The organism is Pseudomonas sp. GLN_2, assembly GCF_043106005.1.
Classification (GTDB): Bacteria; Pseudomonadota; Gammaproteobacteria; order Pseudomonadales; family Pseudomonadaceae; genus Aquipseudomonas; species Aquipseudomonas alloputida.
Genome location: NZ_JBICMC010000065.1, coordinates 17327 through 38653, shown reverse-complemented (window position 1 = coordinate 38653; position 21327 = coordinate 17327). Strand labels below are relative to the sequence as shown.

The 21327-nt window shown below is 60.3% G+C and carries 19 protein-coding genes; 6 read left to right on the top strand and 13 right to left on the bottom strand.

Annotated elements, in window-relative coordinates; genetic code table 11:
• Positions 1–92: 92 nt before the first annotated feature.
• Together glyA and ACF8Q6_RS15315 are read left to right on the top strand one after the other, a co-directional pair.
• Entirely contained in the window at positions 93–1346 is a 1254-nt protein-coding gene (gene glyA, locus ACF8Q6_RS15320) for a serine hydroxymethyltransferase (protein ID WP_392489441.1), read from the top strand.
• A gap of 288 nt (positions 1347–1634) precedes the next feature.
• The gene (locus tag ACF8Q6_RS15315) at positions 1635–2588 is read left to right on the top strand and encodes an arsenic resistance protein (protein ID WP_392493508.1); all 954 of its coding nucleotides are present in this window, start codon (positions 1635–1637) and stop codon (positions 2586–2588) included.
• Between the two features lie 28 nt (positions 2589–2616).
• Here the strand turns inward: ACF8Q6_RS15315 and ACF8Q6_RS15310 are convergent, their stop codons facing one another.
• The 9 genes from ACF8Q6_RS15310 to ACF8Q6_RS15270 form a co-directional block, all read right to left on the bottom strand.
• The gene (locus tag ACF8Q6_RS15310) at positions 2617–2964 is read right to left on the bottom strand and encodes a RidA family protein (RefSeq protein WP_392493505.1); all 348 of its coding nucleotides are present in this window, start codon (positions 2962–2964) and stop codon (positions 2617–2619) included.
• Positions 2965–2980: 16 nt separating this feature from the next.
• Entirely contained in the window at positions 2981–4399 is a 1419-nt protein-coding gene (locus tag ACF8Q6_RS15305) for an aldehyde dehydrogenase family protein (protein ID WP_267825259.1), read from the bottom strand.
• A gap of 12 nt (positions 4400–4411) precedes the next feature.
• Positions 4412–5455 (bottom strand): homoserine dehydrogenase, encoded by a 1044-nt coding sequence (locus ACF8Q6_RS15300; protein WP_392493504.1) that lies wholly within the window; start codon positions 5453–5455, stop codon positions 4412–4414.
• A 198-nt stretch (positions 5456–5653) separates the two neighbouring features.
• Positions 5654–6091 carry an Lrp/AsnC family transcriptional regulator gene (locus tag ACF8Q6_RS15295; protein ID WP_014589620.1) on the bottom strand — a complete coding sequence of 146 codons (438 nt, stop codon included), beginning with the start codon at positions 6089–6091 and terminating at the stop codon, positions 5654–5656.
• Positions 6088–7476, bottom strand: coding sequence for a threonine synthase (locus tag ACF8Q6_RS15290; protein ID WP_392493502.1), 1389 nt, complete (start codon positions 7474–7476; stop codon positions 6088–6090). The genes ACF8Q6_RS15295 and ACF8Q6_RS15290 overlap by 4 nt, the downstream gene beginning before the upstream one ends.
• A 24-nt stretch (positions 7477–7500) precedes the next feature.
• Positions 7501–8385 carry a LysR substrate-binding domain-containing protein gene (locus ACF8Q6_RS15285; protein WP_392493501.1) on the bottom strand — a complete coding sequence of 295 codons (885 nt, stop codon included), beginning with the start codon at positions 8383–8385 and terminating at the stop codon, positions 7501–7503.
• A 45-nt stretch (positions 8386–8430) separates the two neighbouring features.
• Positions 8431–9870, bottom strand: coding sequence for an amino acid permease (locus ACF8Q6_RS15280; protein ID WP_392493499.1), 1440 nt, complete (start codon positions 9868–9870; stop codon positions 8431–8433).
• 142 nt (positions 9871–10012) lie between these two features.
• On the bottom strand, positions 10013–11284 hold the full coding sequence (locus tag ACF8Q6_RS15275) for a cystathionine gamma-synthase family protein (RefSeq protein ID WP_392493498.1): 1272 nt from the start codon (positions 11282–11284) through the stop codon (positions 10013–10015).
• A gap of 167 nt (positions 11285–11451) precedes the next feature.
• Complete coding sequence (locus tag ACF8Q6_RS15270) at positions 11452–12336, bottom strand: homocysteine S-methyltransferase family protein (protein ID WP_392493497.1); 885 nt, start codon at positions 12334–12336, stop codon at positions 11452–11454.
• 118 nt (positions 12337–12454) lie between these two features.
• Here ACF8Q6_RS15270 and ACF8Q6_RS15265 point away from each other — a divergent pair, with 118 nt between their 5' ends.
• Together ACF8Q6_RS15265 and ACF8Q6_RS15260 are read left to right on the top strand one after the other, a co-directional pair.
• Entirely contained in the window at positions 12455–13276 is an 822-nt protein-coding gene (locus ACF8Q6_RS15265) for an ABC transporter substrate-binding protein (protein ID WP_003247511.1), read from the top strand.
• On the top strand, positions 13273–14094 hold the full coding sequence (locus ACF8Q6_RS15260) for an amino acid ABC transporter permease (protein WP_003247513.1): 822 nt from the start codon (positions 13273–13275) through the stop codon (positions 14092–14094). Before ACF8Q6_RS15265 ends, ACF8Q6_RS15260 begins: the two co-directional genes overlap by 4 nt.
• Positions 14095–14198: 104 nt before the next feature.
• On the opposite strand, the gene ACF8Q6_RS15255 is transcribed toward ACF8Q6_RS15260, so the two are convergent.
• Positions 14199–15128, bottom strand: a complete 930-nt coding sequence (locus ACF8Q6_RS15255; RefSeq protein ID WP_392493507.1) for a malate dehydrogenase — start codon at positions 15126–15128, stop codon at positions 14199–14201.
• Between the two features lie 432 nt (positions 15129–15560).
• On the opposite strand from ACF8Q6_RS15255, the gene ACF8Q6_RS15250 reads away from it, so the two are divergent.
• Positions 15561–16946, top strand: coding sequence for a GntP family permease (locus ACF8Q6_RS15250; protein WP_108078091.1), 1386 nt, complete (start codon positions 15561–15563; stop codon positions 16944–16946).
• A 96-nt stretch (positions 16947–17042) separates the two neighbouring features.
• Here the strand turns inward: ACF8Q6_RS15250 and ACF8Q6_RS15245 are convergent, their stop codons facing one another.
• The 3 genes from ACF8Q6_RS15245 to ACF8Q6_RS15235 all read right to left on the bottom strand — a co-directional run bounded on the left by ACF8Q6_RS15245 (position 17043) and on the right by ACF8Q6_RS15235 (position 18319).
• Positions 17043–17741 carry a hypothetical protein gene (locus tag ACF8Q6_RS15245; RefSeq protein ID WP_392493496.1) on the bottom strand — a complete coding sequence of 233 codons (699 nt, stop codon included), beginning with the start codon at positions 17739–17741 and terminating at the stop codon, positions 17043–17045.
• Between the two features lie 244 nt (positions 17742–17985).
• The gene (locus tag ACF8Q6_RS15240) at positions 17986–18198 is read right to left on the bottom strand and encodes a hypothetical protein (protein WP_014589611.1); all 213 of its coding nucleotides are present in this window, start codon (positions 18196–18198) and stop codon (positions 17986–17988) included.
• On the bottom strand, positions 18191–18319 hold the full coding sequence (locus tag ACF8Q6_RS15235) for a hypothetical protein (RefSeq protein ID WP_263395049.1): 129 nt from the start codon (positions 18317–18319) through the stop codon (positions 18191–18193). The genes ACF8Q6_RS15240 and ACF8Q6_RS15235 overlap by 8 nt, the downstream gene beginning before the upstream one ends.
• Before the next feature lie 999 nt (positions 18320–19318).
• Between ACF8Q6_RS15235 and ACF8Q6_RS15230 the strand changes: the two genes are divergently transcribed.
• Complete coding sequence (locus tag ACF8Q6_RS15230; protein ID WP_014589610.1) at positions 19319–21325, top strand: ATP-binding domain-containing protein; 2007 nt, start codon at positions 19319–19321, stop codon at positions 21323–21325.
• Positions 21326–21327 lie beyond the last annotated feature (2 nt).

Genomic DNA, 21327 nt, shown 5'->3' with positions numbered 1-21327 from the left:
ATTGGTCTGCGACTTGACGCCACTTCATATGCCAGCCGCGAATCAATCGGTTAGAATGCACACCCAAATTACCCCGATCCTTGAGGACCGCCATGTTCAGCCGTGATTTGACCATTGCCAAGTACGACGCCGAGCTCTTCGAAGCCATGCAGCAAGAAGCTCTGCGCCAGGAAGAGCATATCGAGCTGATCGCTTCGGAAAACTACACCAGCCCGGCAGTCATGGAAGCCCAGGGCTCGGTCCTGACCAACAAGTACGCCGAAGGCTACCCAGGCAAGCGCTACTACGGCGGTTGCGAGTACGTCGACGTCGTCGAGCAACTGGCCATCGACCGTGCCAAGGAGCTGTTCGGCGCCGACTACGCCAACGTACAGCCGCACGCTGGCTCCCAGGCCAACGCTGCCGTCTACCTGGCCCTGCTGTCTGCCGGTGACACCATACTGGGCATGAGCCTGGCCCACGGTGGCCACCTGACCCACGGTGCTTCGGTAAGCTCCTCGGGCAAGCTGTACAACGCCATCCAGTACGGCATCGACAGCAATGGCCTGATCGACTACGACGAAGTCGAGCGCCTGGCTGTCGAGCACAAGCCCAAGATGATCGTTGCCGGCTTCTCGGCCTACTCGCAGGTTCTGGACTTCGCCCGCTTCCGCGCCATCGCCGACAAGGTCGGTGCCTACCTGTTCGTCGACATGGCCCACGTTGCCGGCCTGGTTGCCGCTGGCGTGTACCCGAACCCTGTTCCGTTCGCCGACGTGGTTACCACCACCACCCACAAGACCCTGCGCGGCCCGCGCGGCGGCCTGATCCTGGCCCGTGCCAACGCCGACATCGAGAAGAAGCTGAACTCCGCCGTCTTCCCGGGCGCCCAGGGCGGCCCGCTGGAGCACGTCATCGCGGCCAAGGCCATCTGCTTCAAGGAAGCCCTGCAGCCAGAGTTCAAGGCTTACCAGCAGCAGGTCGTGAAGAACGCCCAGGCCATGGCCAGCGTGTTCATCGAGCGCGGTTTCGACGTGGTTTCCGGTGGCACCCAGAACCACCTGTTCCTGCTGTCGCTGATCAAGCAGGAAATCTCCGGTAAGGATGCTGACGCCGCACTGGGCAAAGCTTTCATCACCGTCAACAAGAACTCGGTACCGAACGACCCGCGTTCGCCGTTCGTCACCTCGGGCCTGCGTTTCGGCACCCCAGCCGTTACCACCCGTGGTTTCAAGGAAGCCGAGTGCAAGGAACTGGCCGGCTGGATCTGCGACATCCTGGCCGACCTGAACAACGAAGCGGTGATCGACGCCGTCCGTGAGAAGGTCAAGGCCATCTGCAAGAAGCTGCCGGTTTACGGCAACTGATTGGCGCTTGCCTGAAGTGAAAAAGCCCGGCCCAGTGCCGGGCTTTTTCGTTTGATTTCGTTTGCTTCACACGCACTGCTGCTCTTTGGAGGAGCAACTGTCTTGCTCAATTTGTAAAAGCTGGCGCGATCCCTGTGGGAGCGGCCTTGCGTCGCGATAGGGCCGCGCAGCGGCCCCAGGATCGCGGCATCATGCATAGATTGCAGGGGCCGCTTTGCGGCCCTATCGCGACACAAGGCCGCTCCCACAAAGACCGCGTTCCCAGTTGATCACCGCACAGGCCACACCTTGACCAGAGAACAACTCGAGACCCACCAGATCCCGATCTACTTCGCTGCCGTGCTCGCAGCCGCTGCCTTCGGCTTGATGGCCAGCCACAGCGCACGGCATCTGGAAGCCCTGATCACTCCCGCCATCGCCGTGCTGATGTACGCGATGTTCCTGCAAATACCCTTCCTCGACCTGCGCCAGGGCCTGGGTAACCGCCGCTTCATCACGGCCCTGCTACTGGCCAATTTCATGCTCGTTCCGCTGCTTGTCTGGGCCATCACCCGCGGGCTGGTGGAACACCCGGCGATCCTCGTCGGTGCCTTGCTGGTGCTGCTTACGCCCTGCATCGACTACGTGGTGGTGTTCACCCACATTGGCAAAGGCGACTCACGCCTGACACTGGCCGCAACCCCCCTGTTATTGCTGGCGCAACTGGTGCTGCTGCCGGTGTACCTGGCCCTGATGCTGGGTGGCAGCCGCCAGGTGGCAATCTCCATCACCCCGTTCGTGGAAGCCTTCGTGCTGTTGATCGTGTTGCCGATGGTCCTCGCGGTGCTCACCAGCGCCGGTGCCCGGCACTCGCGCGCAGTCGCGACCTGGAACGACGCCTGGGCATGGTTGCCAGTGCCGGCGATGGCCTTGGTGCTGATGGTGGTGATCGCTTCGCAGATTGTCGTGGTACTGCATGATTTCGACCGTTTGCTGCCGGTGGTTCCGGTATACATCGGCTTCATGCTGCTGGCGCCGGTGCTCGGCTTCATCTGTGCGCGCCTGCTGCGCCTGCCGGCCAGCGAGGCACGCTCGGTGACGTTCAGCGCAGCCACGCGCAACTCGCTGGTGGTGCTGCCGCTGGCGCTGGCGTTGCCAGAAGAGATGCGCAGGTTGGCGGCAGCGGCGGTGATCACACAAACCTTGGTAGAGCTGGTGAGTGAACTGATCTATGTACGGGCGGTACCACGGTTTGTGCGTTGACCGGTGGTACTCGTCATAGAGAAAAGGACTATTCGGGGCACACGGCGAATACCTGCACCTCTACCAGGTAGCCAGCCCCCAGGTCGGCACCCACGCAGGCCCGCACCGGTTTTGCAAAGCCTTGCAACCAGGCGTCGTACACTTCGTTGACCAGGTCGAAGTGGCGGTAGTCGGCCAGCCACATCTGAACCCGCGTCAGCTGCGCCTTGCCGACGTTGGCCTGCACCATCAGGCCGTCGATCACGCTCAGCGCCTGACGCAACTGCCCCTGCACATCCTGTTGCAGGTCATCCGCCACGATGCCTGCCGTTTCAAACAGGCCCCTGTAACTGACCGCCAGTGACATCCGCGCGCTTGATCCGTAGCGAGTGATCATCGAGGTACCCTCCCCCTCAACCCATCTGGTTGAAGCAGACGACTTTGGGTTGGGTCATGTCCTCGTAGGCGAACCGTACCCCCTCACGCCCAAGACTCCCATACTTGGCCCCACCAAATGGCATGGCATCGAAGCGGTAGTCGGAAGAGTCGTTGATCATTACACCGCCGGCCTCGATACGCCGGGCCAGGCTCAACGCCAGCGACAGGTCGCGGGTGAACACACCGGCATGCAAGCTGTACTCCGGGGCATTGGCCAGCGCTATCGCCTGCTCGACAGTCTCGAAGGGCGCCAGCATCACCACCGGTGCAAAAACCTCCTCGAGCCACAGCCGGCTGACGGGGTCAACGCTTTCGAGCACTGTCGGCGCATAGACCGCCCCCTGACGCTGGTGGCCACAGAGCAGGCGGGCACCGCCCTCAAGCGCCTGGTTGACGCGTGCTTCGATCTGCCGTGCAGCCGCTTCGGTGATCATCGGCCCCATATCGGTTTCGCGCCGGCCCGGATCGCCCCAGACCATCGCCTGGGTCAATGCCACAAAGCGTGCACGAAACGCCTCGTAGATCGAGGCATCCACGAGAATGCGCTGGGTGCCGATGCAGTTCTGCCCGGCGGCCCAGAACGCGCCCGACACACACGATTCGACCGTGGCTTCAAGGTCGCAGTCCTTGAGCACCAGCACCGGGGCATTGCCGCCAAGGTCCATGGCAAGTTTTTTCAAGCCAGCCCCGTGCGCAATCTGTTCGCCCGTCGCGAAACCGCCCGTAAAGGAAACCATGCGCACCTCACGCACAGCCACCAGCGCCTTGCCCAGTTCGGCGCCCCCTGTGGCTACGGTGACGACGGCCTCCGGCAACCCTGCATCCACCAGGTACTGCACCAGTTTCAGGGCAGAAAGAGGGGCCAGTTCCGAGGGTTTCAGAATGACCGCATTGCCCCCTGCAAGTGCTGGCCCCAGCTTGTGCGCCACCAGGTTGAGCGGGTCGTTGTACGGGGTAATGGCCAGGATCAACCCCAACGGCTCGCGGGTGAACCAGCCCTGACGCGATTCGGAGCCTTCATAGGCATCGAAAGGCACCACCTCACCGGCGTTGCGCCGCGCCTCTTCGGCAGACAGCTTGAGCGTGTTGATGCAGCGTTTGACCTCTTTCTCGGCCTGGCGCAGGGTCTTGCCCGCTTCATCGACGATCAGGCCGGCAAAGTCTGCCGCATCCCGTTCAATGAGCTGAGCGGCGTGCTCCAGAATAGCGGCCCGGCGGTGCCGGGGCAGCGCCGCACTTTCACGCACACCCTGACGGGCACGGGCGAGCAAGGCAGGCACCGCTTCTGCGCCGAGGTTGTCGACGCTGCCAACCAGGCTGCCATCGAAGGGGTTGTACACATCGATCAAGGCGGGTTGCTGAACAAGCGCCCGCGATACGGAAGTCAGGCTCATGAACGTTGCTCCTCAGACCGAATGGCCGGCGGTGTGAATGGCGACAATGTCCGACAGCAGGGCAAAAGCCGTTTCGATGCGCCCCGCCCCCGGGCCGGACATGGTTACAGCCCCCAGCAACTCGGTGTCGAACGCCAGCGCATTGGTGGCGCCCGAAATACCCGCCAAAGGGTGATGGCCAGGCAACAGCTTCGCTTCGACGCTGGCTCGCACCGAGCCATCAGCTTCACGGCGGGCGCTGCCGATCAGCTTCCAGCGCTCGCCCGCCGCCTGTGCCCGCTCGATAGCTGCGCTGTCGATGGCACTGATACCGCTGCAGGCCACATCACCCACCTGCAGACAGGCGCCGAGCAACTCATTGGCGAGGATCACCACCTTCAGGCGTACGTCATGGCCTTCCACATCGGCGGTCGGGTCAGCCTCGGCAAAGCCAAGCGCTTGTGCCTGGGCCACCGCCTCGTTGAAGCCAAGCCCTTCCTCCATGCGCGTGAGCACATAGTTAGAGGTACCGTTGAGAATGCCCTCGAAACCTACCAAGCCCGCGCCCGCCAGGGTCTGGCGCGCCATGCGCAGCACCGGTGTGCCGCTCATTACGGCGCCTTCGTATTCGAACGACACATCGTTGGCCTTGGCCAAGGCCTTGAGCGCCTGGGCATGCAAGGCAATCGGCCCCTTGTTGGTGGTGACCACGTGCTTGCCCGCCTCCAGCGCCCAGCGGCAGAAGGTTGCCGCCGGCTCACCGTCCTTGGGGTTGGTGAATGTGGCCTCGGCGATGATGTCGGCGCCTGATTGCTTGATCACCGCCTCATTGAACGCCTCGGCCGAACCTTGAGGGATTTGCGCCAGCGCACCCTTCTGGGCCGGCAGCGCGGCCAGCATGGCGGCATCCAGGCCGTCGCGGTCGATCACCGATCCCAGGAACAAGTCGGTGACACCAACGATTTTCAGGCCAAAGCCCAACTCTTGCTGCCAGCGCGCATTGCGTTCGGCGATCAGTTGGGCAAGCGCGCGGTTAACGCCACCAAAGCCAACGAGTGCAATTTTGTATTCGGTCATGGTTTGCTGTCCTGTCCAGGCAGTGGGTCGATGAGGACTAGCGTAAGAGCCGTGCACTGCCAGTTGAATATGGCAATCCGCTGTATTTATTGGCCAATCTGGCCAGTGCAAAGCGCGCACCTGCGCCGGGGCAAAACGCACAACGCCGCCTGGGCGCGAACCCAGGCGGCGTTGTGCAAGCCGATGCAAAGACGCGGTTCAGACCACCGCAGCCAGGACGAACGAAGTCACCGTGTTCTCCACCCCGGGCATGGCAGCGATTTCCTTCCACACATGGTGCACCCGCTCCGGGCTGGAGGCCTCGACGCGCAACATCAGGTCGAACTCGCCGCTGAGCACTTCACACTGGATCACCTCAGGGATCTGGCGCAGCGCATCGAGTACCGCGTCACCGCGCATGCGGTCATAGCGGTAGACGAAGATCACCGCGTTGATCAACGACGCCGGCCGTCTGCCCTCACCGATGCGCAGGGTGTAGCCCTGAATGGCGCCGTCGCGCTCCAGGCGCTCGATGCGCTGGCGTACCGCATTGCGCGACAGGTTCACCTTCAACCCCAACTCGGCGTGGGCGATACGCGCATTGGCGGTGAGCTCGGCGAGAATGCGCTCGTCCAGGGGGTCGAGGATGCGCTTCATCGCCCAGCCTGCAGCCGGGCCAACAAGGCATGAACACCGGCCAGGTCGTCAGGTGCCAACAGCGGCCCATCGCCCGCTGTGCTGACCGCACCGGCGGGCACCTCACCGTGCCAGGCCCCCAGCTCCGCCAGCAGCCCGGCAGACTTTTCGGGGGCAAACTGCCCCAGCGTGACGATGGGCGCACCGATGTTGCGCCGGTGCAGGCGCCCGGCGAATACCCCTGTCGCGGCATGAGGGTCTACTGCGCTGCCCGTTTCGTGGAACAGCGTGACAATTTCTTCGCGAATCAGCACGTCGTCCACGGCATAGGAGTCGAACAGCATGCGCGCATGCAACCACTGGCGGTTGCCGATGCTCAGCTCACCACACGCCTCGAAGTGCTCCATCAGTGCCCGGGTCGCCCCCCCATCGCGGTCATACAGTTCCCAGACGAAGCGCTCCAGGTTGGAGAACAGCGAAAAGTCCATGACCGGTGACAAGGTCTGGCTGGTTGAGCCACGGCTGTAGCGGTTGCAGTGGATGAACCGGTGCAGGGCATCGTTGCGGTTGGTGGAGACGATGATCTGGTTGATCGGCAGGCCCATTTTCTGGGCAATGAACCCCGCGTAGATCTCGGCAAAACTGGCCGTGGGGATGCTGAACCCGACCGGGCGTATCCCGCCACCGAGCTGCAGCGCTGCATGGAAATAGAACACGATCTGCGCCAGCACACCGACCCAGTTGGTGGAGTTGAAGCTGACCGGAATCAGCCCGGGGCATGGCCAGTCACGCAGCAGCGCCGACACCAGCGACTGGCAATCGTCAAAGCTGCCATCCACGGCCACGCAGCTCACGCTGTCGGACGCGGCACTGCGCATCACTGCCGCGCGGTCGGCGGGCGTGCCTGCGCTGGGGTATAGCGCCAGCAAGCCTGCTGCCGGGCAATGCCGCAACGCTTCGATAGCCGCTACTGCGGTATCGCCGTTGCTGGCACCGACCAGCATGACCCGCTCGCACTCCGCCCCCAGAAAGTGCCGGACAAAACGCGCCTGCAACTGCGCGGCAAAGTCCTTGGAGGACCGGGTAGGCCCATGGAAAAGCTGCAGGATCCATTCGTTATGGCCAAGCTGCTGCAACGGCGCAATGCCGCGGTGGCGGAACCCGCGATAGCTGTCGCTGACCAGCGCCCTGAGGGTAGGCTCGTCGAGGGTATCGCCGACAAACGGTTCCATCACCCGCCAGGCCAGTTCGTCGAAGGGCAACCACGACCAGCTGGCAATTTCCTGTGGGCTGAACACCGGCACCGAGGTGGGCACATAAAGCCCGCCATCGTCGGCCAGGCCAGAAAGCAATGCCGTGCGGAAATCGACCCGTGTCTCGTTGCCGCGCGTGGATGTGTACTGCATCGGTGCTCCAGATAGCTACGTAAATTAACGATGCGCCATGGCCACCAGCCAATGGCTGAACGCCTGGGCATCGGGGGACAACGCTTCACCCAGGCCGCGTACCAGGAAAAACGACTCGCTTGCCTCGATACGCTGGGCAAAGGGAGCGACCAGCCGCCCCTCCTGCAGCAGGTCCTCTACCAGCGACGAGCGTGCCAGCGCCACCCCGAGCCCCAGCTCCGCCATGCGCAGGGTCGACACCAGCGTGTCGAACTGCAGGCCGCTGGAAGAATCGACCTGATCGGCGCCGACCCGCTCCAGCCAGTAGCCCCACCCCTCCTCGTAACCCAGCACATGCAGCAACGGCACACGGGCCAGGTCGCGCGGGTCGCGCAGCGGGCAGCTGGCCAGCAGCGCGGGGGCGCACACCGGCACCAGCATGTCGCGGGTCAGGCGCTGCGCCTCTACCCCGGCCCACTGCCCGCTGCCCCAGCGGATTTCCAGATCATCTTCGGCATCCAGCTCCTTGACCCACAGGTTGCTGATGTAGCGGATGTCCACCTGCGGGTGCGAACGCCGAAAGTCGGCCAGCCGCGGGGCCAGCCAGAAGTGCAGGAACGACAGGCTGCCCCGTACCTTCAGGGGCCGACGTTGGCGTTGCCCGAAGATTTCATTGGTGCCGACCGCAAGGCGGCTGATGGCGTCCTGCACCACCGGCAGGTAGGACTGCCCTTCTTCGGTCAGCCCCAACCCGCGCGGCAGGCGCTTGAACAGCGCCACACCCAATTGGCTTTCCAGGTGACGAATCTGTTGGCTCACAGCCCCTTGGGTAAGGTGCAGCTCTTCTGCCGCATGGGTGAAGTTCAAGTAACGCGCCGACACTTCGAAGGCTCTCAGCCAGTTCAGGGGGGGCAAGGTTTTCTGGGTCATCGGCGGCTTCTCGTGGCTAGGTTCCGGTGGCCTAGTATCACCTGCTCAGGCGGCCTCGGAACCTGGGGCGACAATTTCCACCGGGCCCGTACGGCCGCTGCGGTACTTGCACGTCAGCCAATAGGCCAGGTAGCACCAGGCAATGAAGGGCAAGCCGAAGTACAGGGCAACACGTTGAGCTGGGTCGAAGGCAATGCCGACGCAGGCCAGTACGCAGCAGAAAATGGCCCCCAGTGGTACGAACGGGTAGCCACGCACCCGGAACTTGAGGTCCTCGAGCTTGCCGCCGCTGGCGATGTAATGACGGCGGAATGCGATCTGGCTGGCCGCGATGCTGATCCACACCACCACCACGGCCAACCCTGAAATCGACACCAGCGCCAGGTAGATGGTGTCGGGGGCAAACACACTGCTCAACAGCGAAGCCATGCCGCCAGCCATGCTCAGCACGATTGCATTGAAGGGTGTGCCGCGGCGCGACAGCGTGGCGTAACGGCGGGGCATGTTGCCTTGGTCGCTGAGGGTCCAGAGCATGCGCGAAGCGGCGTAGAGGCCGGAGTTGGCGGCAGACAGCAGCGCGGTGATGATGACGAAGTTCATGATATCGGCCGCATACGGGATACCAATCATCGCAAAGACCATCACGAACGGGCTTTCAATAACCCCGGCCTGTTCACGCGGCAGCAAGGTGGCCAGTACAAAGATGGTGCCGATGAAGAACAGCGCCAGGCGCAGGACCGTGGTGCGAATGGCCTTGGGGACGTTCTTTTCCGGGTCTTTAGTTTCGCCGGCAGCGATGCCGATCAGCTCGGTACCCGAGAACGCGAAGGCCACTGCCAGCAGGGTCATGGCAATGGACCAGAAACCGGTGGGGAACAACCCTTCACGGGTGAAATTGCCCAGCCCTGCACTGTGCGCCTGCTGGATCTCGAAGCCACCCAGAATGGCCCCGCCGCCCACCACCAGAAAGGCGATGACGGCCAACACCTTGACCAGTGACAACCAGAATTCGGTTTCGGCGAACGATCGCACCGAAATGATATTGCTGATGAACACCGCAGCGCCGAACAGCGCACTCCACATCCATACCGGCGTGTCGGGGAACCAGCGCACCATCAGGATGCCCGCGGCGGTGAATTCGGAGCCGATGGCCACCGTCCAGGTCAGCCAGTACATCCAGGCCACCATGTAGCCGGTACCCGGGCCGAGGTAACGCGTGGCATAACTGCTGAACGAGCCGACTTCCGGCATGTGTACCGCCAGCTCGCCCAGGCACATCATGACCAGGTACACCATGATTGCGCCAAGTATGTAGGCGATAACCGCGCCCAACGGGCCGGCCTGGTTAACGGTGTAGCCCGACGTGAGAAACAGGCCGGTGCCTATCACACCGCCCAGTGCCAGCATGACGATGTGGCGGGTTTGCATATCCTGCTTGAAGGTATGCGCCGAGGCATTTCTAGTTGTGGTTGTCTGCACGGACATTGTGGGTTACTCATGAAAGTTGGCGGGCAAGGACGTAGCAACGACCTCGTCTTGGCAGAGCGAATCGAGTTGCCTTGCATATTGTTTTTGTTCGACTTCATGAAGTGGCACCCACCGCACGGGTGAGTGCTACGCGCCAGCCTCAGGCCTGCACCGGGCGCTGGCAGGCGTCTGCGTCAGCGTGCAATTCCTTTGCGACGGCCAGTTCCTCACGCACCGATGCACAGGCCTGTGCCAGGTCCGCCAGCAGGTCATCGGTTTCCTCGATGCCCACTGAAATGCGCACCAGCCCTTCGGAAATGCCCAGCGCCAGGCGTTCTTCCAAAGTGTTCTCGACATGACTGGTGGTGCGCGCCGGGCCATAGATGGTTTCTACCGCGCCGAGGTTGCCGGCCCGGTGGGCATACTTCAGCCGCGGCAGCAAACGGACCACGGTCGGCATGCCGCCCTTCAGCACGAAGCTGACAATGGCGCCAAACCCGCGCATTTGCGCCTTGGCAATGACATGCCCGGCATGCGCCGGCAAACCTGGGTAGTTCACCGCTTCAACCAGCGGCTCGGTGCTCAGGTAAAGGGCCAACGCCATGGCGCTGGCTTGCTGCTGGCGCAGGCGCACTGCCAGGGTCTTGATACCGCGGATGATCAGGTAGGCCGAGAACGGGTCCAGCGCCGCACCGTTGATTTCCCGGTAGTGCCGCACCTGGGCCATCAGCACCTCCGCGCCGCACACCACCCCACCCAGCACGTCACCATGCCCGGACAGAAACTTGGTTGCGCTGTGCACCACCACATCCACGCCCAGCGCCAGCGGGTTCTGGTTCAGTGGCGTGGCAAAGGTGTTGTCGGCCACCACCAGCGCCCCCACCTTGTGCGCAGCGGCGCTCAGCCGACGAATGTCCAGCACCTTCAGCGTCGGGTTGGTGGGGGTTTCCAGGTACAGCAGGTCGCAACCGGCGGCAATCTCGCGCTCCAGCGCTTCAGTATCCAAGGTATCGCACAGGCACACTTGCACCCCCATGCGCGGCAGGAACTCTTCGAAGATCTTGTTGGTGCCGCCATAGCTGTCGCGGGTCGACACCACGCGTTTGCCGTTGGACAGGAAGGTGTGCAGCACGGCACTGATGGCCGCCATGCCGCTGCTGAACGCGACTGCCGACTCGGCTTGCTCCAGCTCGGCCAGTTTTGCTTCCAGCGTGGCGACCGTGGGGTTGCTCATGCGGCTGTAGATGAAGCCCGGCTGCTTGCCCTGCGCCACGTCGTACCAGGCATCGATATCGTTATAGCCATAAGCGGCGCTGACCACGATCGGGGTCTGCGTGGCGTTGTACGGGTGCTGTACCTGTTCCCCGCTCCACACGACCCGCGTCCCCACACCGGCCGCAGCATTGCCCTCGAATTTTTCGTTGTTGTTCATATCCGCTTCCCGCCCAGCTGAGTTGTGTACACCGATGCAGCATCGGCCTTCAGCGGACTATAGGGAGATGACGGAGGCCTGAAAAACGATGGAATCCGGGTCTGACTGGCGTTTTTTTTAATGGCTGCGGGCCGGGCGCTGCAAAAGCCGCCCGGCCACGTGTGCGCTTAGGCCAGGTTGCGTTTCAGCTCGGCGATGTGCTCCGGGCCGATGCCACAGCAACCGCCGACCATGCTGGCACCCCGCGCACGCCAGTCCATGGCCCATGCCAGGTAACCCGGCGGATCGAGGTCTTCGCGCAGTTCGTCCAGGCCATCGTTGGCAGTGGCTTCTTTGGGCTGCGGCGGGAAGGCGTTGGCATAGGCACCGATGGCAATCTCGGCGTTGTGCCGCTCGATGACGGAGCGCGCGAAATCAATGGCGGCGCCGATCACCTCAGGCTGGCTGCAGTTGAACAACACCGCAGCCACCCCCAGGCTGACTGCAGCTTCGATGGCGTCGGCCACCGGTTCACCGGAGCGCAGGCGCGGAACATCGTCGACGTCCTCGTCCTGCAGGGTGAAGGACACCCAGAACGGCCTGCCGTCTGCCGGCAAATGGCTATGAATGGCCCGCACTTCGGCCACGGAACTCTGGGTTTCGGCCAGCCACAGGTCAACATGCGGGGCCAGGCCCTGGAGCAACGGGGTCAGCACCTCTGCCACACGCTCGGGCTGGAACAGGTCGGGGCGGTAGGACCCGAACAGCGGCGGCAGCGAACCGGCCACCCTGACCGGGTGCGCGCCGCTATCTGCCGCGTGCCGCGCAAGCTGGCCTGCGATATGGGCCAGCTGTCGCCCTTCGGCGGCAAAGCGTTCTTCACCGATGTGGAACGGCACTACTGCATAGCTGTTGCTGGTGATGACCTGCGCACCCGCCTCGATGAAGGCTGCATGCACGCCCACGACCGCCTCCGGCGCCTCGCTCAGCGCCAGCGCCGACCACTCGGGCTGGCGAAACGGTGCACCACTGCGCTGCAGCTCTCGGCCCATGCCACCGTCCAGAATTACCATCGTTCGCTCTGCCATATAACTTCTCTGAAGGTTCTTATGAATAAAATTCATTATGGGGATTAGGGTTATAACTATTAAATACCCTATCACCCATTTGCCCAACATATCAGGTATGTACATGCGATTTTCTTCTCTGCTGGGTGCGGGCCTTGTACTGCTCGCAACTGCCACCCAAGCCTTTGCTGGCGCCACGCTGGAGCGAGTTGAATCGCGCAAGGAAATGGTCAACGTGCTGATGGAAAGCTACCCGCCGTTTTCCTTCCTCAATGACCACAACCAGCTCGACGGTTACGACGTGGACGTGGCCAAGGCAGTGGCCGACAAGCTCGGCGTCAAACTGCGCCTGGAAACACCGTCCTGGGACGTGATTGCCGCTGGCCGCTGGAGCGGGCGCTACGACATCTGCATTTGCTCGATGACCCCGAGCAAGGCGCGCGCCGAGGTGTTCGACTTCCCCGTGGAGTACTACGCATCGCCCGCCGTGATCGTGGTCAATGCCTCGGATGAGCGCATCCATGGCGCCAAAGACCTGGAAGGCCGCAAGGTGGGTTCGATCAGTGCATCGAGCTACGAAAGCTACCTGAACAAGAACCTGGTCATTGAAGGCAAGGAAGACCAGAAGATCGATTACCCGTTCGACTTCGTGCAGGCTGCGCCCTACGACACTGAAAACGTCGCCTTCCAGGACTTGGGCCTGGGCACTGGCGTGCGCCTGGACGCCATCATTACCAACCTGGTGACCGCGCAGCCGCGCCTGCAGCAAGACAAGCGCTTCAAGCTGGCCGGCGCGCCGCTGTATGAAGAGCCCAACGCGGTGGCCATCGAAAAAGGCGACCCTGAGTGGGATGCCAAGGTACGCCAGGTGTTCGCCGAGCTGAAGGCTGATGGCACCCTGGCCAAGCTGTCGCAGAAATGGATTGGCGCCGACATCAGCAAATGAGCACCTTCCCTCCCTCCCCCAAGCCCGTGGCAAAGCCTGCGGGCGCCGGCCTGTTCGGCTTTCGCACCCGGTTACTGCTGACCTGGCTGGCGCTGTTCGGGCTGTTTGTCGCCTTCTTCCTCAGCTTTGACCTGAAGTTCGCCATCATTCTGGAGAAGTTTCCCAACCTGGCCGGTTTCAAGCTGGGGCCCAATGGTTTTCTGCAAGGCGCCGCTCTGACCCTGTTCCTGTGCCTGTGCTCGATGGTGGTATCCGTGCTGCTCGGCTTTGCCGCCGCGCTGGCACGGTTATCCAACAGCGCTGTGTTGGTGGGTGTGGCCAGCTTCTACACCTCGTTCTTCCGTGGCACGCCGCTGCTGATCCAGATTCTGCTGATCTACCTGGGGCTGCCGCAGGTGGGCCTGGTACCCGGCGCCATCAGCGCCGGCATCATTGCCTTGTCGCTGAACTACGGGGCCTACCTGAGCGAGATCTTCCGCGCCGGCATCCTCGGCGTGGCCCGTGGGCAACGTGAAGCAGCATTGGCGCTGGGCATGCGCACGCCGCAGATCTTCTGCCACATCATCCTGCCCCAAGCCATGCGGGTGATCATTCCGCCCACCGCCAACCAGTTCATCTCGATGCTCAAGGACTCGTCGCTGATTTCCGTGATGGGGGTTTGGGAGGTGATGTTTCTGGCGCAGTCGTATGGGCGTTCGAGCTATCGCTACCTGGAAATGCTAACCACCGCCGCCGTGATCTACTGGGTGCTGTCGATACTGCTGGAGCTGCTGCAGGCGCGCCTGGAACGGCATTTTGGCAAGGCTTATCAGCGCTGAGGGCTGCACACAGCCCCTGCGAAATCATCTACGCAGGCACGACGCGCAGGAGCGCCACCAGGGCGCTCCCGCATCTACTGCGTTAACTGAAGCCGCTTTGCTGCTCACAACGCTTTCATCTCTGCAATATCCCGCGCCACCTGATCTGCAGAGTGGTCGAACATCGCCTGTTCCTGCGCATCCAGCGGCAACTCGATCACCCGCGCAAGCCCCTTCTCTGCCAATACACAGGGCACCCCCATGGCGATATCCGTTCGCCCATACTCGCCCTCAAGAATCGCCACCGCCGGCAAAATACGGTTCCGCCCATTGACGATCGCATCGACCATCTGCGCAATGGCCACGCCAGGTGCATCGCAGGCGCTCCCCGTCTTCTTCAACCCCAGAATCTCGCCGCCGCCCTTACGGGTGCGCTCGACAATCTGTTCGATCTGCTCGCTGGACAAAAAGTGCGACAGCGGCACTGAGCCGATCTGGCAGTAGCGCATCAGCGGCACCATGCTGTCGCCATGCCCGCCCAGCACCAGCGCCGTGATATCCCGTGCAGAAAACCCGGTTTGCTCGGCGATGAAGCACTTCATGCGCGCGGTATCCAGCACCCCCGCCTGCCCGAACACCTTGTCGCGCCCTAGCCCGCTGACGCGCCAGGCGCGGTAGGTGAGCACATCGACCGGGTTGGACACCACCAGCACCGTCGCTGTCGGCGCGTGGTGCTTGATATCCGCCATGATGCTGTCGAGGATTGGCAGGTTGGTACTCAATACATCCTGGCGCGACTGGCCGGGCTTGCGCGGCACGCCTGCCGTGATCACCACCAGCTCGGACCCCTCCAGCATTTCGGCTTTGGCCCCGCCGTGAACATGGGTATCGGAACCTGAATCCACAGCCGCCTGCCAAACGTCCAGCGCCTTGCCCTGCGCCAGCTCACCCTGCACGTCCATCAACACCAGCTCACGGCACAACTCATCCCGGGCGATGATCTGCGCCGCCGCCTCGCCGACCAGGCCGGCACCCACAATCGTTAATTTGTTCACCAGACACCTCCCAGCGGCGCGCGCCACCAGGAACACGCCTGCATATAGAGAGAAGTATTGCCTGCCGGGGCTAAATGGCCACCCAAGACGATGCGACGACCTTCACTTGACAGTATTCCATGGCAGCGCGAATACTTTGGCCAGATTCATATAGATGACCATATAACAAGGTGAATCAATCAGTGAACATGCTGCCCAAGCGCCCCGTCGCCACACCGCCGCCAACCGGCCTCAGCGCCACGCCTACCTGCTGCCCATCTTCCGTTACCAGGCGCCCGCCTGTGAGCGGCAGATAGCGCAAAGCCGCGTTCCCTTCCTCGAAACCGTAGCAGCAGCCGCAACGGCAGCCACCTGGGCATGCCCCGTGGAAACGCCCGTCACGCCTTCAAAGCCTGAGTGCAGCCGAGCGCCAGCCCAACCGAGACTCCTTGAATGACTCCCTTAGATATACAGCTATTACTGACAGCCTTGGCCAGTGTTCTGGTGCTGGTGGCGCTCATCGTTTCGCGCCTTAAGATGCACCCGCTGCTGGCCTTGCTGGTGGTGTCCATTGGCGTGGGCTTCGCGACGCATATGGCGCCAGGCAGCATCGTCGCCCATCTGCTCACCGGCGCCGGCAAGACACTGGGCGCAGTGGGGGTGGTGATTGCGCTGGGTGCGATGCTCGGCAAGATCCTGGCTGACGCTGGCGTCACGGAACAGGTCGCGGATGTCATCCTCAAGCGCACCTCCGACCGCATGATCCCTTGGGCCATGATGCTGGTCGCCTTTGTCATTGGCATCCCCATGTTTTTCGAAGTCGGCCTGGTGATCATGCTGCCGCTGATATTCAGCGTGGCGCGCAAACTGGAAAGCAAGGCGCGCTTCAAAGGCTCGGCGTATGTGTATGTAGGTGTGCCGGTCATTTCGGCGCTTGCCGCCATGCACGGCATGGTACCGCCGCACCCAGGCCCCCTGACCGCCATTGCCGTGCTCAAGACCTCGGTGGGGCCCACCATGCTCTATGGCTTCCTTGCCGCCATTCCGGCAATGATCCTGGGCGGCCCGCTGTACGGCATGTTCATTTCACCGCGCATGAACACGCGGCCCGATCAGGCATTGCTGGACCAGTTCACACTGGCTGAAAAAGCCGATGGCCAACCCCGCCCCGGGGTAATGGTCGGCATGCTGGCCGCATTGCTGCCGGCCATCCTGATGCTGGTGCATGCCGTCGCCGAGATGCTGCTGCCCAAAGGCAATGCGCTGCTGGAACTGGCCAGTTTCCTGGGCAACCCGCTGATCGCCATGCTGCTGGGCGTGCTGTTCGCCGGCGCCAGCCTGGTGCTTGCGCGCGGCGGCGACGCCGAACAGCTGCGCGATGCGCTGGGCAAAAGCCTCAAGCCGATTGCCTCGATCATCATGATCATTGCCGGTGGCGGTGCCTTTCAGGAAATGCTGACCAGCGCCAAGGTTGGCGATGCCATTGTGCACCTGACCCAGCAATCTGCCTTCCCTCCCCTGATCCTGGGGTGGCTGATCGCGATGTTGCTCTCGGTGTCTACCGGTTCCGCCACGGTCGGTATCGTAGGGGCTGCCGGCTTGCTGGCGCCGCTGGCAGGTGCAGACCCCAGCCTAAACCTGCCTTTGCTGGCCTTGTCCATCGGCTGCGGTTCGCTGTTCTTCAACTATGCGAACCATGCAGGCTTCTGGATGGTGAAAGAATCCTTTGGCATGACCATGGGTGAAGCCACCAAGACCATTTCGGTGGTGCAGTCGATTGTGGCGGTGGTTGGCTTGATCGTGGTGCTGCTGCTGAACGCGGCGATTGCTGTGAGCTGAACCGGCTTGCAACAACTGCCCTAGATCATCCCAAGGTCTGCACGGACGGTGCGGACCTTGGGTCGCGATGGGCTGCAAAGCAGGTTCACACTGACATCAGTACTGGTTTTTCTTCAACTTCTCGGCCAAAGGCGGATAGTAGATCTGGCCGATCTCATCCGATGACCACCACGCCCAGTGCAGCAGGTACAGGGTGACGATGCTCAGTAGCGCATAGCCCTTCCAGCCAAACCAAAAGGTGAAATAAGCCATCAACCCGGGCAGCTGGAAATGAGCACTCACCCCAGCATTTGCAATTGCCATCAGCACCAGGCCGAACACCAGTACCCCGGCTTGGAAGCGCTGTTGCCGCCACTCCTCGCGCTGCACGGTCAAGCGTTTCCAATAGTTGTAGAGGAATTCGTTGCCTTCACGAAGGCTGTGCTCTCGCAGTGCACTGAAGGTCACGTAGTTGGGAAACAACGAATAATCTCGCGGGCCCTGAAGCCGATACCACGGAACGAAGCTGCCCATGATCGCCGCCACACGCGCCAGCACCGGAATTACCACCGACACCACCAGGCAGAAGACCATGATGCCCACGAATATACGCCCGACATTTTCCCAGACGATCACCATGTCCCCTGAGAAACCCAGCAAGGTTGTACCCAGTGAGTGCATGAGCGCGATATCGATGAACAAGCCTACATAGGCCAGCTTCAATGCCCAGCGTACTTCCCACGCTTTTTCGAATACCGCACCCGGCAGCCCGGCAATAGGGTTGGTGGTTTTCAGGCTGTCTCTGTTTTGATCCATGCAGAACCCTCGGTAGTTGGCACATGGCCAGGCAAATGGTCAGGGCAAAGCGCTTTAAATGCGCTTTGCCTGATTACCATGCACTACAGAGGCGCGAGCGTTCTACTCAACTTGAGGCAGTTGCTACCATCCCCGCAGAAGGGGCTGCTTTTGTGTTGCATGTCCAAGGGCTGCAAAGCAGCAGTTCATGCATCCACACCGGAGTGCCATGCCCTCTTCCGCGGTGCACACTAATCAGCTGGTCCTACCCACCCTGCTCCATCACCTTCCCACACTGCTCACTGGCCAATCGGCTGATGATCCGGATCGCCTGGTGGATACCGGCCGTGTTGCGAAAGCTCAGACGCGGGTTGTGTTCGCATTCCAGCATTTCGTCGTGCTGGACCAGGGCCTCGCCTAGCAGTTCTAGGGTCCAGGCGTAGCTTTGGATGGTGGAGAGGCGTTCTTGGTCAGACATGGCGGGCCTCCGGTTGGGTGGAGGTGAAGAAAGGTTTGCCGACGGCGAGCTCACTCAGGGCGGCCGAAGAACAACGGCGGAGAACGGATACGCGGATCTGTAACGGATTTACGGTGATCATGCATGAGTTCCTTTCGTGATGGAACTGCCACCGCTCGCGGCCAAGCAAGTTAAGGTGGCAGCAGTACGCGGGTTGGCCGACCGGGACGAAAGGAGCCCGGCACACCCGAAGGTGTCCCGCGCACCACCGCCATAACGCAACATCGCGGGCACAAAAAAGCGCCTGCGATGGAGATTGGGCGCTGATGCGCCTTTCGATTCCGACCGGCCAAGGTCGCATCGCCGATGCTTCGGCGACAGAGGGACTTTATTCCTGGGTGGCGGTTTTCGCAAGTTTCTCGGGGTACGAATAGCCAACGCGCGCCGTAGGAAAACGGCTTGCCACAAGTCACATGTACTTCCCAGAATAAATGCGGTCCGTGTAGGAGCTGGCTTGCCTGCGAGCGAAGGGCTGCGCAGCAGCCCCATACGGAAAATCCATTATCTAGAAAAATTTCGGTTATCACCCGGTAAGCACTGGTCAAAACCTGATCGCCAGCTAACCATTATCTAAAAATACCTGCAACCCTAAGTGGAAAACTGCGAACCATAAAGTCAAAAACACGCAGATCCGTGGGGAAAAAAGCGGGAACAAAAAAGCCCGCACAAGGCGGGTTTCTGTTGGTGCCAGGTAGCGAGAAATCGCCATAGGCCAACTGATTCTGGTGCGGAGACAGGAGTCGAATCAGCTACCTCAACGCCAGAGAATCAGGCGTTGAATTCAGTTTAAATATGCAAAAAGGCACTCATCTGGGTACTCAGCTCGGGCTCGGGCTCGGCTTCACAAGGGAATGCGATTGAGGGTTACCTTCGGCGCTCTCAGCAGTAGGACAAAGGACAAAGCATCCTCACGGTGAAATCCGAGCTGGTGAGCCTGTAGGTAGAGCTGAGACACCGCCGGTAACAGCTGCTTTCCTTGCCGGTGGCCCAAGGTTGGGCCATCATCCGTTCACGACCTAGCTTGAGTACTCAGTGAAAAGCACTACCCCTCGCTCAAGCGCCATCCAGAACAGAGAAAAATATGAGCAGCTATATCTTCAGTAGCATTGAGGCAAGCGCAGAAATTGAAGGTTTTCTGCATGAGCTGGCCGATTGGTGCGCAGAAAAATTCGTACAGTGCTACATAATCGACAAGCCACTGATTGAAGTCAAAGGCAACTACGAATCAGACAAATGTTTCGCCATATTAATCCCAAAACGAAAGATCGTATTCGCAAGTTGCAGCACAGACGAAAACACCCTATCAGAATATGCCGATGATTTCGTTGAGGATATTGGCTACATCTCAACAAAATTCAACTACAAAGAGAAAATCGGTCGACCGAAGCGCTGGCAAAATATTTTAACCTCTCAGAAGCCAAACGCCGAAAACCTATCAATAGCAGAATACCTTGAAGCGTCGGAACTAGACAATCCAGAAGAACAACGCCTTTCAGAATTGCTTGTTTCATTAGCCACCGGCAGCATTAACGACATCGAACGTGTCGGTGTGGAAGTACCTGAAAATGACCTCGATCGAATTAAGCGTAATATTTTGCTTTTCGATGGAGATCAGACTCGCTTCGTATATCAAGACTTGAAACAAAAAGAAGTCCGCATACAAGGTCTCTCAGGGACCGGCAAAACTGAGTTACTGCTTCACAAGCTTAAAGAGCTCTACGTTGCCGATGACAGTTCCAAAATTGCTGTCACGTGCCACAACAAAATTCTTGCCGCCAACCTTCGAGCAAGAATCCCGAAGTTCTTTAACTTCATGAAGGTTGAGCAGCAGATTGAATGGAACCAAAGGCTTCTTTGTGTTCATGCATGGGGCTCATCTGGCCAGCCATATTCCGGCGCATACGCAGCTATTTGCAGCGCGTACGATATTCCCTGCCATCCGTGGTCACGTTCCATGGATTTTGACCGAGCTTGCTCACTCTCTTTAGAAGCACTGAAAGCGAAAGGTGGAACAGACGGAGTATATGCGTTCGATTACATGCTGATCGATGAAAGTCAAGATTTCCCCGAGAGTTTCTTTGTGCTATGCGAACTGGCAACAAAAAATTCTCTATTCATAGCCGGCGACATATTCCAAAGCATTTTCGACGAAAGAAAAAACGCCGGAGCTAAGGCGGAATTTACACTTAGCAAGTGCTACCGCACGGCACCCACTACGCTTATGTTCGCACAGGCGCTAGCTATGGGATACTTCGAAGACCGGAAACTTAACTGGCTGGACAACGACGATTTAGATGCTTGCGGCTACCAAAACCATACCGATCCCCACACGGGAGAGTTGATTCTCAAGCGCGAGCCTATCAGCAGATTTGAAGATATATCTCAAGAAAGCAGAAGCGTAGACTTAATTCGCTTAAATGGAGAGTATCGCCAGCAAAGCTGCCTGCAAATCATAGAATGCATAAGAGATATAAAAAGACAGTACCCCAACGTAACTGCAAATGATGTCGGCATTATCATGATCGACAAAGGAAAAGCAATTTACGAAATGTCTGACATGCTTGCTCAGATCATACCTAGAGAAGTCGGCTGGCCTGTTAACAAGGCCTATGAATCTGGTAACCCAAGCAAAGATGGAGAGCTTTTCCTCAGCAACACTAACCATGTGAAGGGCTTAGAGTTCCCATTTGTTATCTGTGTAACCTCCCACCTCTCGGAGTCATTCAATCATCGAAATGCACTCTACATGGCAATTACGAGATCCTTCCTTAAGACGTATTTTTTAGTCCCGAATGGAGCTATGAATCAAACGCTCGACAGAATTCAGGAAGGTCTAGAAAAGATCTCCGAAAGCGGCGTATTGAGAGTCATGCCGCCACCAGCTGAAGAACAAGATCGAATTAGAGCCTCCGTCAAATGGCATGGCAGACTTAAATCTTTCGATGATCTCGCGTTAGATATTCTCACAGAACTGGGCACACCTGAATCTCAAGTCGCTCGTTATCTCAATGCAATGAAGTCTCTCCTCGATCCTGATGCATCTAAAGTCGAGATCCACAAGCTTGCACGTAAGCTTACGTCGGAATAGCT

Bases quoted from the DNA above. Each gene is read 5' to 3' on its own strand.
- ACF8Q6_RS15280 (WP_392493499.1), bottom strand. From the start codon at position 9,870: ATGTCCGTGCAGACAACCACAACTAGAAATGCCTCGGCGCATACCTTC.
- ACF8Q6_RS15265 (WP_003247511.1), top strand. From the start codon at position 12,455: ATGCGATTTTCTTCTCTGCTGGGTGCGGGCCTTGTACTGCTCGCAACT.
- ACF8Q6_RS15260 (WP_003247513.1), top strand. From the start codon at position 13,273: ATGAGCACCTTCCCTCCCTCCCCCAAGCCCGTGGCAAAGCCTGCGGGC.
- ACF8Q6_RS15300 (WP_392493504.1), bottom strand. From the start codon at position 5,455: ATGACCGAATACAAAATTGCACTCGTTGGCTTTGGTGGCGTTAACCGC.
- ACF8Q6_RS15270 (WP_392493497.1), bottom strand. From the start codon at position 12,336: ATGGTAATTCTGGACGGTGGCATGGGCCGAGAGCTGCAGCGCAGTGGT.
- ACF8Q6_RS15285 (WP_392493501.1), bottom strand. From the start codon at position 8,385: ATGACCCAGAAAACCTTGCCCCCCCTGAACTGGCTGAGAGCCTTCGAA.
- ACF8Q6_RS15290 (WP_392493502.1), bottom strand. From the start codon at position 7,476: ATGCAGTACACATCCACGCGCGGCAACGAGACACGGGTCGATTTCCGC.
- ACF8Q6_RS15235 (WP_263395049.1), bottom strand. From the start codon at position 18,319: ATGATCACCGTAAATCCGTTACAGATCCGCGTATCCGTTCTCCGCCGT.
- ACF8Q6_RS15310 (WP_392493505.1), bottom strand. From the start codon at position 2,964: ATGATCACTCGCTACGGATCAAGCGCGCGGATGTCACTGGCGGTCAGT.
- ACF8Q6_RS15295 (WP_014589620.1), bottom strand. From the start codon at position 6,091: ATGAAGCGCATCCTCGACCCCCTGGACGAGCGCATTCTCGCCGAGCTC.
- ACF8Q6_RS15250 (WP_108078091.1), top strand. From the start codon at position 15,561: ATGACTCCCTTAGATATACAGCTATTACTGACAGCCTTGGCCAGTGTT.
- ACF8Q6_RS15245 (WP_392493496.1), bottom strand. From the start codon at position 17,741: ATGGATCAAAACAGAGACAGCCTGAAAACCACCAACCCTATTGCCGGG.
- glyA (WP_392489441.1), top strand. From the start codon at position 93: ATGTTCAGCCGTGATTTGACCATTGCCAAGTACGACGCCGAGCTCTTC.
- ACF8Q6_RS15305 (WP_267825259.1), bottom strand. From the start codon at position 4,399: ATGAGCCTGACTTCCGTATCGCGGGCGCTTGTTCAGCAACCCGCCTTG.
- ACF8Q6_RS15240 (WP_014589611.1), bottom strand. From the start codon at position 18,198: ATGTCTGACCAAGAACGCCTCTCCACCATCCAAAGCTACGCCTGGACC.
- ACF8Q6_RS15230 (WP_014589610.1), top strand. From the start codon at position 19,319: ATGAGCAGCTATATCTTCAGTAGCATTGAGGCAAGCGCAGAAATTGAA.
- ACF8Q6_RS15275 (WP_392493498.1), bottom strand. From the start codon at position 11,284: ATGAACAACAACGAAAAATTCGAGGGCAATGCTGCGGCCGGTGTGGGG.